Below are 9,408 nucleotides of genomic sequence, written 5' to 3' on the forward strand. Positions count from 1 at the left end.
GATTGGTGTCCGGGGATTTTGCCAAATCAGGAAGTCTTTTTCAGGATTTCCCTAGATAAGCGTCAACAAGTCAGCGCCTGTTTCCTGACGGCGGCATATATCGAAACCGGAGCGCACCTCTGTCGCCAGTTGAATGGCAGGCTATGATACCAACTAGATTCAAGCTGAACCTTGGCTGGATCAACAATGAAACATTCACTGCCCGGCTACGCTTGGTAAAAATGCAGCACGTAGAATTGTTTACTCAATACCGATTCAAGGCGACCATTGGCCGCTGCCCGAGCGTCAGGGTGTCGTCGCCCTCATCGCCACGGTTGACAGCACCATTGAACGCCAGGGTGAGCCGGCCCGGTCTGAATGACGGCACACCCACCCTACCCACCACAAGGATCAAGAGAGCGCCGCGTGGAATCCGAAGTCAGTCGAGTTCAACTCAGTCACGATCCACGCAGTCAGCATGACGATCCCCTGCTGGATAGTCTGTTGAGCCTGTGTGTCCTGCATCAGAAACCCGCCAGCCGGGTCATGCTGACCACCGGCCTGCCGCTGCCCGCCCAGCGCCTGAGCCCCGAGCTGCTGCCCCGCGCCGCCGCCCGGGCTGGCCTGCAGGGGCGCCTGCTGCAGCGCAAGCTGGAGCAAATCCCGGGCATCGCCATGCCGGCCATGCTGCTGCTCAAGGAAGGTCGCAGCGCCGTCCTGTTGGGCTGGGAGAACGAAGACACCGCGCGCCTGCTGCTCAGCGAGAGCGACGGCGGCGAGGTGCATGTCAGCCGCGAAGCCTTGCAAAGCGACTACAGTGGCCGGGTGTTCTTCGCCCAGCCGCAGCACAAGTTCGACGTCAACCACGGTAACCTCATCCCGCGGGCCAAGTCGTGGTTCCGCGATACCCTGCTGCGCAGCAAGTGGCTGTACATCGATGCCATCGCCGCCAGCCTGGTGATCAACCTGATCGCCCTGGCCGCGCCGCTGTTCGTGATGAACGTGTATGACCGCGTGGTGCCCAACCAGGCCACTGCGACGCTTTGGGTGCTGGCCGTCGGCATCGCCGGCGCCTATATCTTCGACCTGATCCTCAAGGGCTTGCGTGGCTTGTGCCTGGACCTGGCCGGCAAGAAGACCGACCTGATCATTTCGGCGACCCTTTTCGAACGCATCGTCGGCATGTCGATGAAGTACCGCCCGGCACGGGTCGGCAGTTTTGCCCAGAACATTCACGAGTTCCAGGGCCTGCGCGACTTCCTCGCCTCGCTGACCCTGACCAGCCTGATCGACCTGCCGTTCACCATCCTGATCCTGATCGTCATCGCCATCATTGGCGGGCACCTGGTATGGATCCCGATCATCGCCTTCCCGTTGGCCCTGGGCATCGGCTACGCCCTGCAACGGCCGCTGATGGCGACCATGGAGCGGACCATGGCCCTGGCCTCGGAGCGCCAATCCAGCCTGATCGAGACCCTGGCCGGCCTGGATGCGGTGAAGGTCAACAATGCCGAAAGCGAACGCCAGTACATGTGGGAGCAAACCCTCGGCACCCTCAGCCGCCTGGAACTGCGCGTGAAGGTGCTGTCGAGCCTGGCAATGAACATCACCCTGCTGATCCAGCAACTGGCGGGCGTGGCGATGATCTGCACCGGCGTGTACCTGATCATCGACGGCAACCTGAGCATGGGCGGCCTGGTGGCCTGCTACATGCTCAGTGGCCGGGCCCTCGGCCCACTGGGCCAGCTCAACGGCCTGCTCGCCCGCTACCAGCAGGCCAAGGTGACCATGGTCTCCACCGACCACATGATGGAGCTGCCGCAAGAGCGCAACTTCGAGGAGCGGCCACTGAGCCGCAAGGTGCTGCAGGGCAGTGTCGAGTTCCGCGGGGTCGACTTCACCTACCCGAACCAGCAGAACCTGGCCCTCAAGAACATCAACCTGACCATCCGCCCCGGTGAAAAGGTGGGCATCATCGGCCGCAGCGGCTCGGGCAAGAGCTCGCTGGCCAAGCTCATCGTCGGCCTGTACGAGGCCGATGGTGGCTCGCTGCTGGTCGATGGCGTGGACATTCGCCAGATCGATGTCAGCGAACTGCGCCATAACATCGGCTACGTCCCCCAGGACATCCAGCTGTTGGCCGGCACCCTGCGCGACAACCTGGTCAGCGGTGCCCGCTACATCGAGGACGAGATGATCCTGCAGGCGGCCGAGCTGGCCGGCGTGCATGAGTTCGCCCGGCTGCACCCGGACGGTTACGAGCTGCAAGTGGGTGAGCGCGGGCAGAACCTGTCCGGCGGCCAGCGGCAGAACGTTGCCCTGGGCCGTGCGCTGCTGCTCAACCCGCAGATTCTGCTGCTGGACGAGCCGACCAGCGCCATGGACAACACCGGTGAAGAACGCCTCAAGCAACGCCTGCAAGCGGTGGTGGAAAACAAGACGGTACTGCTGGTCACGCACCGTGCCTCGCTGCTGTCGCTGGTGGACCGGTTGATCGTCATCGATCGCGGGCAGATTGTCGCCGACGGCCCGAAAGCCGCGGTCATGGATGCGCTGAAGAAGGGGCAGATCAGTGTCGCATAAGCTGGAAGTGGGGCAATTCAAGGGCCTGCGCCGCTATTTCAAAGGCTCCGACTCGCTGGGCGGCCAGCCGCTGCCAGAGATCAACAAGGCCCTGATCGAAGACGCGCCGCGGGTTGTGCGGCTGACCATCTGGGGCGTGATCCTGTTCTTCGTGTTCCTGATCGTGTGGGCCAGCGTCGCTCCCATCGACGAAGTCACGCGGGGCGAAGGCAAGGCCATTCCATCCTCCAAGGTGCAGAAGATCCAGAACCTGGAGGGCGGGATCGTTGCCGAGATCTTCGCCAAGGAAGGGGAGATCGTCGAAGTGGGCCAGCCATTGTTGCGCCTGGATGAAACCCGCTTCGCCTCCAACGTCGGCGAAACCGAGGCCGACCGCCTGGCCATGGCCTTGCGGGTCGAGCGCCTGAGCGCCGAGGTCGAGGACAGCCCACTGAAAATCGATGAGGCGCTACGCAAAGCCGCGCCAAGCCAGGCAGCCAGCGAAGAGTCGCTGTACCAGAGCCGGCGCCAGCAATTGCAGGACGAGATTGGCGGCCTGCAGCAGCAGCTTGTCCAGCGCCAGCAGGAACTGCGCGAATACAGCTCCAAACGCGCCCAGTACGCCAACAGCCTGGGACTGCTGCGCAAAGAGATCAGCATGTCTGAGCCACTGGTGGCCACCGGTGCGATCTCCCAGGTCGAGGTGCTGCGCCTGCGCCGTGCCGAAGTGGAGAACCGCGGCCAGCTGGATTCCACTGCACTGGCCATACCACGGGCCGAGGCGGCCATCCGCGAAGTGCAGAGCAAGATCGAAGAGACCCGCGGCAAATTCCGCAGCGAAGCGCTGACCCAGCTGAACGAGGCGCGCACCGAGCTGAACAAGGCCACCGCCACCAGCAAGGCGCTGGACGACCGGGTGCACCGCACCATGGTCACTTCGCCAGTGCGCGGTATCGTCAAGCAACTGCTGGTGAACACCATTGGCGGGGTGATCCAGCCTGGCAGCGATATCATCGAAATCGTGCCGCTGGACGACTCTCTGGTTATCGAAGCGAAGATCCTGCCCAAGGACATCGCTTTCCTGCATCCGGGCCAGGAAGCGACGGTCAAGTTCACGGCCTATGACTACACCATCTACGGTGGGCTCAAGGCCAAGCTGGAGCAGATCGGCGCCGACACCATCACCGATGAAGACAAGAAGACCACCTACTACCTGATCAAGCTGCGCACCGATCGCAGCCACCTGGGGACTGACGAGAAACCGCTGCTGATCATTCCGGGGATGGTGGCGACGGTGGATATCATGACCGGCAAGAAGACCATCATGAGCTACCTGCTCAAGCCGATCATGAAGGCGCGTTCGGAAGCGCTGCGCGAGCGTTGATGATCCTGGCCACTGTATTCAGTGGCCCCTCTGGCCTTATCGCCGGCAAGCCAGCTCCCACAGGTACAGCGCATGCCTTGAGTTTTGCGCTGTACCTGTGGGAGCTGGCTTGCCGGCGATAGGGCCGGAACTGCAAACCCGACACTCACCCCCAAGGCGCAGGCTCGCCCACCAGTTGCCCCTGAATCCCGCTCACGCCCATTTCCTGCAACACCAACCGCTCCCCTTCCGTTTCGACCCGCTCGGCAATCAACGGCAGGTCGATGCTGTGTGCCGCGCGCTGGATCGCTTCGATGAACAGCCGCTTGTGCTGCTCATGGTCGATGTTGCGGATATAACTGCCGTCGATCTTCAGGTACGCCAGGCCCAGGTGCGCGAGGTTACCGATCATGCTGAAGCGCCCGCCAAAGCGTTGCAGCGCCAGGCCGAAGCCGAGCGCGTGCAGGCGCCGGGTCAGTTGCTCGAGGGCGGATTGCTCGGGCAACTGCTCTTCGCCGATCTCGAAGATCAGGCGTGGCCCCAGCGCCGTATGCTGGCCCAGCAGTTCGTAGACACGCTGCAAGGCCTTGGGGTCGGCCAGGGTGGCAGCAGACAGGTTCAGCGCCAGCACCTGGTCATGCCCACGCAGGTGCGCCAGTACTTTCTCCAGCACCAACATGTCCAACCGCGACATCCAGCCGAAGCGCTCCAACCAGGGCAGGAAGCGCCCCGCCGGCAGTGCCTCGCCCTGGCTATCCTTCAAGCGCGAAATCACCTTGTGGTGCAGCACCCGTTGCCCAGTGCCGCAATCCACCACCGGCTGGAAGAACAGCTCGAAATGCCCGTTGGTGAACGCCTGGTCGAGCCGTTCATGCCAGGCATGCTGGCTGTCTGCGGCAACTGCGGCGACACCTTGTTCAAGGCATACCCAGCCCGGCGTCGGCTGGTTCTCGGCGCGGGCCAGGGCCTCGTCGGCAAGTTTGAGCAGCGCCTGGGGGGCGTCACCGGGGCTGTAGGGCGCAAGGCCGATGCAGGCCACCGGGTCGATATCACTGGCGCCGGTTTCATGCAGGCTCTGCAACGTCGCTTCCAGGGCCTGGGCGAGCTGCACCGCCTCTTCATGCACCATGCCCGGCGCCAGCACGGCGAACTCGCCACCGCGGCTGCGGGAAATCAGGTCGTTGGTTTCCGGGTAGCTGGCACAGGTGCGGCGCAGTTGCTCCCCCACGGCCTGCAGCAACTGGTCGGTACGCTGGCCACCCAGTCGGGCATTCAACCCTGCCAGCCCCTGGACCCGCAGTAATAGCAGGTAGCCGGCGCGCGCTTCCTCCAGGTTGCTTACCCGGGTGTTCAACTGCATCTCGAAATAGCGGCGGTTGGACAGCCCGGTCAGGCTGTCCTGGTAGGACTCGGCACGCAACCGTTCACTGCGCTCGGCCTGCTCGGTGAACAGTGCCTTGAGCTTCTCGACCATCTGATTCATCGCCTGCACCACGCGGCGCAGTTCTGGCGTGCGCGGCAGTTCAGGCAGGCTGAGGAACTCGCGACGGGCAATGGCGTGGGACTGCTCGACCATGTAGTCCAGCGGCCGCAACTGGCGGCGCAACAGCAACGCGCCGAGCACGGCACTGGCCGCGCCGCACAGCAGCAACCAGCCCAGGCTGCCAAGGGCGCTTTGCCATAGCTTGGCAATGGCGAACATCGGGTGGCTGATCACTTCAACGCGCGCAGCCTGCTGCCAGCCGCGGCTGACGATGGCATCGCCACCGGCGGCCTCGAGGCCGATCAGGTGCACGAACCAGCGCGGCACACCGGCAGGATCAGGCTCGGCGTGACGCTCCACCAGTACGGCATTGGACCCCAGGTCGACGACCTTGATGCTTGCGTAATAACCACTGTCGAAGATCGAACTGACCATCAACTCGACCATCGCCGGGTCGTCGATATTCGGCGTCAGCGACAGCGCCAGCGCGGTAGCCGCATCCTGGGCGTGCGAGCGCAACTGGTTGACGTACTGGCTGCGCGAACTTTCCAGGCTGACCATGAAACTGCCACTGAAGGCGACCACCAGGAACAGGCAAATGGCCAACAGCAATTGTTTGAACAGTGACATCTGTGCTCCTTCAGTAAACCGGCTCGGCCGGGAACCCTTCGGCCTGCATTTTCTTCAGCAGATCCTGCCAGCGTGACAGCCGCTTGGTATCGCCGACCTTCTTGTTGCCTGCGGCCCCCGTCAGCCACAGCCCTTCGCCATTGAAGGCGTATACCGGCAGCAGGTCGGGACGCTGGCTGGCCGGCTTGATGGCATCCATCAGGCTGTCGAGCACCAGGGGTTGTGCCTGTGGGCTTGAATAATAGGTCAGGACCATGTGCGCCCGGTTCTGCCGCAATGCCTTGACGTAGGTGATGCGCAGTTTCTCGCTCGGGATACCCATACGCCGCAGGCTGAAATATTTGGCGATGGCGTAGTCCTCGCAGTCCCCTGCGCCCTTGATCAGAGCCTGCACAGGCGTGGCCCAGTAATCGACCTCATGCCACAGGTCGATGTCTTCGACATAGCGCAATTGTTGGTTGAAGAAGCGGTTGGCCGCCTGCAACCGCTCAAGCTCCGTGCCCTGCTTCTGCGTGGCCATCAGGTTCTGCCAGGCATCGATACGGCCCTTCCCGGCACCCAGCGGGCCGTACAAGGCCTGTGACTTGCGGCTGATCTGGGAAAAGTCCCAATCCGCGTGCAAGCCGCCCAGCAGCAAACTGCCCAGCAGCGCGGCCAAGGCGGCACGTTGCACAACGGTTTTGAGCATCCAGGATATCGCCACTGCGAAGCCCTGTTCAGGCCAGTCGAAAGCAGCGATGGTGCGGCTTGCCACGGCAAAAGACAATGGCACCCTGCAATCATGCACCCTTTGGTCAGCCGACCTACACTTTCTAATTAGATCGTTCTATAGGCCGCTTCCTTTGGCAGGCGACTTCATCCACCATAGCCGCGCTTTTGGGGCGCTCGTTCCACTGCGGGTACAGGTTTGACACCCTCACGAGCTGCCACTAGTGTCATTGGATCCAACTTTAGTCATCGTTGAGGCAGGCGTCGCGTGGCCGAAAAAATCAAATTGAGCAATGTGCTGGCCAGCGAGCAGCTGTTGCCGCACCAGGCCCGTGGCGTGATCGAAGAACGCCTGCGCAGTGCCATTCTTGATGGCCGCTTGCCTCCAGGTACTGCCGTAAGACAACAAGAGCTCGCCACCTTGTTCGGTGTCAGCCGCATGCCCGTGCGCGAGGCCCTGCGCCAGCTCGAGGCGCAATCGCTGCTGAAAGTGGAAATGCACAAGGGTGCGGTGGTTGCGCCGTTGATCGGCGAGGACGCGGTGGACACCTATGCCCTGCGCGTGCTGCTCGAGACCGAGGCGCTGCGCCAGTCCATTCCGCTGCTCGATGCCAGCGACATCGCCAGCGCCCGCGGGTATATCCAGCAACTGGAAAACGAAACCCGTCACGCTGAAATCGGCCGCCTCAATCGCCTGTTCCACATGTCGTTGTACAACAAGGCGCCGAACAAGAAACTGCTGCGCCTGATCGAGGACGAACTGAACGAGGAAGAACGCTTCCTGCGGTTTCATGTTTCGTCCATGGGCCTGGGCAAGCTCACCCAGGACGATCACAACGCACTGGCGGATGCGGCTGGCGACAAGCTGGTGGACGAAGCGGTAGCCGTGCTGGAACGGCACCTGAATAACGCATCGCGGGTAATCCGCAAGTATCTGGATACGCAACTGGGGCGCTAGCGAGTAGTGACTGCACGCATGGTGCAGTCGGCTGGGTTGCAAATTGATCGGCTACCGCCAACAATGAGACTAATTATCATTCATGTCCATTGATAGCAGCGCCCTCACCCATGCCCAGCAACGATTCCGTGCAAACGCTCTACAGTGACCACCACGGCTGGTTGCATGCCTGGCTACGCAGCAAGCTGGGCAACGCCGCCGATGCCGCAGACCTGGCCCAGGACACCTTCGTACGCCTGTTGCAACGTCGCGAACATCTGCAACTGAACACACCCAGGGCTTTCCTGAGAACGGTTGCGCGTGGGCTCGTGATCGACCACTGGCGGCGCGAGGAACTGCACAGGGCCTATCTCGAGGCGCTGGCACAGTTGCCGGAAGCGCAGGCCCCTTCGGCCGAAACCCGTGAGCTGCTGCTGGAATTGCTGGAGCGCATCGCGCGCATGCTCGAAGGCCTGAAACCCAAAGTATGTCGTGCATTCCTGCTTGCCCAATGCGAGGGGCTGAAGCACCAGGCGATCGCCGACCAGATGGGGATCTCGGTGCGTACCGTGGAGCGCTATATCGCCGACGCGCTCTACCATTGCTACTTGCTGCGCTACGCCGACGAGTGTTGACGCAATGACCGCTTCACAGCCCGGCGCAACAGCAGTCAAGCAGGCCATCCAGTTGATGCTGAGGCTGCGCGAGAGCGGGCATGCCCCTGCCCTGCAACAAGAGTGCAGGCAATGGCGCACTGCCCACCACGAACACGAGCAGGCTTGGCAACGAGTAATTCACCTGCATCAGGACCTCGACCTGCGTGCCATACCCGGTGCCGGGCTGGCTTTGCAAACCCTGGAGACCAGCCAGCGCCGCCTGCATCGTCGGCAGGCGCTGAAACTGCTTGGCGGCGTTGCCATGGTAGGGACGGCGGCATGGCTGGGAAAAGACCTCGATGCGGTCAACGACTGGACATCAGACTACACCACCGGCACGGGCGAACGACGCAGCTTTGCGCTTCCCGATGGCTCGCAGATGCAACTCAACACCCGCAGTACCGTCGACCTGGCCTTCAATGACCAGCAGCGCCTAGTCCGCCTGAAGCAGGGGGAAGTGATGATTGCCTGCAACACGCAGCGTTCCTTGCTTGTAGAAACTCGTGACGCGTTACTGGAAGGGTTCGAAGGACGCTTTGTGGCGCGTCAGGACAGCGACTGCACGCAGGTCAGTGTCAGCCATGGCAGGGTGGCGATACACCGGCCTGACAATGGCCAGCTGCAATGGATCGAAAGCGGCCAGAACTGGCGTCTGGATGCGTTAGGCACACACCGGCTCGAGCAGGTGGACATGGATGCGATGGCCTGGACAGAAGGCCTGATCGTCACCCGGAACATGCGCCTTTTCGACTTCCTTGCGCAGGTCAGCCGTTATCGCCATGGTTATCTGGGCTGCAGCGACGGCATTGCCGATTTGCGCCTGTCGGGTGTATTCCGCCTCGAAGACCCGGAGCAACTGCTACAGCTGCTACCACGGACGCTACCCGTACGGCTTCGCCAACGTACACGCTGGTGGGTGCGCGTGGAGGGGCTGGCCTGAGCTGACGGCGGCTTTTGCGTTCAGGGCTGCTATGCAGCCCATCGCCGGCAAGCCAGCTCCAACAGAGATCGCACAAGGCCTTAGGGCTATGCAATACCTGTGGGAGCAACTGTCTTTAGAAATTTATTTTCAAGCGTGCCATTCGGGCAG

Annotated in this window: 7 protein-coding genes; 5 read left to right on the forward strand and 2 right to left on the reverse strand. The window is 62.3% G+C overall.

The window, feature by feature from the left end:
- The first annotated feature begins 405 nt into the window (after positions 1-405).
- Together MJ643_RS29680 and MJ643_RS29685 are read left to right on the forward strand one after the other, a co-directional pair.
- Positions 406-2,562, forward strand: coding sequence for a type I secretion system permease/ATPase (locus tag MJ643_RS29680; protein ID WP_024087966.1), 2,157 nt, complete (start codon positions 406-408; stop codon positions 2,560-2,562).
- Positions 2,552-3,925, forward strand: a complete 1,374-nt coding sequence (locus MJ643_RS29685) for an HlyD family type I secretion periplasmic adaptor subunit (RefSeq protein WP_013970358.1) — start codon at positions 2,552-2,554, stop codon at positions 3,923-3,925. Before MJ643_RS29680 ends, MJ643_RS29685 begins: the two co-directional genes overlap by 11 nt.
- A 145-nt stretch (positions 3,926-4,070) precedes the next feature.
- Here the strand turns inward: MJ643_RS29685 and lapD are convergent, their stop codons facing one another.
- Together lapD and lapG are read right to left on the reverse strand one after the other, a co-directional pair.
- Positions 4,071-6,017 carry a cyclic di-GMP receptor LapD gene (gene lapD, locus MJ643_RS29690; RefSeq protein WP_013970356.1) on the reverse strand — a complete coding sequence of 649 codons (1,947 nt, stop codon included), beginning with the start codon at positions 6,015-6,017 and terminating at the stop codon, positions 4,071-4,073.
- A gap of 10 nt (positions 6,018-6,027) precedes the next feature.
- Positions 6,028-6,789: a cysteine protease LapG gene (gene lapG, locus MJ643_RS29695; RefSeq protein WP_013970355.1), complete on the reverse strand. Its 762-nt coding sequence runs from the start codon at positions 6,787-6,789 to the stop codon at positions 6,028-6,030.
- Between the two features lie 204 nt (positions 6,790-6,993).
- Here lapG and MJ643_RS29700 point away from each other — a divergent pair, with 204 nt between their 5' ends.
- The 3 genes from MJ643_RS29700 to MJ643_RS29710 all read left to right on the forward strand — a co-directional run bounded on the left by MJ643_RS29700 (position 6,994) and on the right by MJ643_RS29710 (position 9,258).
- Positions 6,994-7,683 (forward strand): GntR family transcriptional regulator, encoded by a 690-nt coding sequence (locus tag MJ643_RS29700; protein ID WP_023661995.1) that lies wholly within the window; start codon positions 6,994-6,996, stop codon positions 7,681-7,683.
- 110 nt (positions 7,684-7,793) lie between these two features.
- Positions 7,794-8,297 carry a sigma-70 family RNA polymerase sigma factor gene (locus MJ643_RS29705; protein WP_023661994.1) on the forward strand — a complete coding sequence of 168 codons (504 nt, stop codon included), beginning with the start codon at positions 7,794-7,796 and terminating at the stop codon, positions 8,295-8,297.
- Positions 8,298-8,301: 4 nt separating this feature from the next.
- Positions 8,302-9,258, forward strand: coding sequence for a FecR family protein (locus MJ643_RS29710; protein ID WP_023661993.1), 957 nt, complete (start codon positions 8,302-8,304; stop codon positions 9,256-9,258).
- Positions 9,259-9,408 lie beyond the last annotated feature (150 nt).

This window comes from Pseudomonas sp. PNPG3 (genome assembly GCF_023093815.1).
GTDB classification, from domain to species: domain Bacteria; phylum Pseudomonadota; class Gammaproteobacteria; order Pseudomonadales; family Pseudomonadaceae; genus Aquipseudomonas; species Aquipseudomonas asiatica.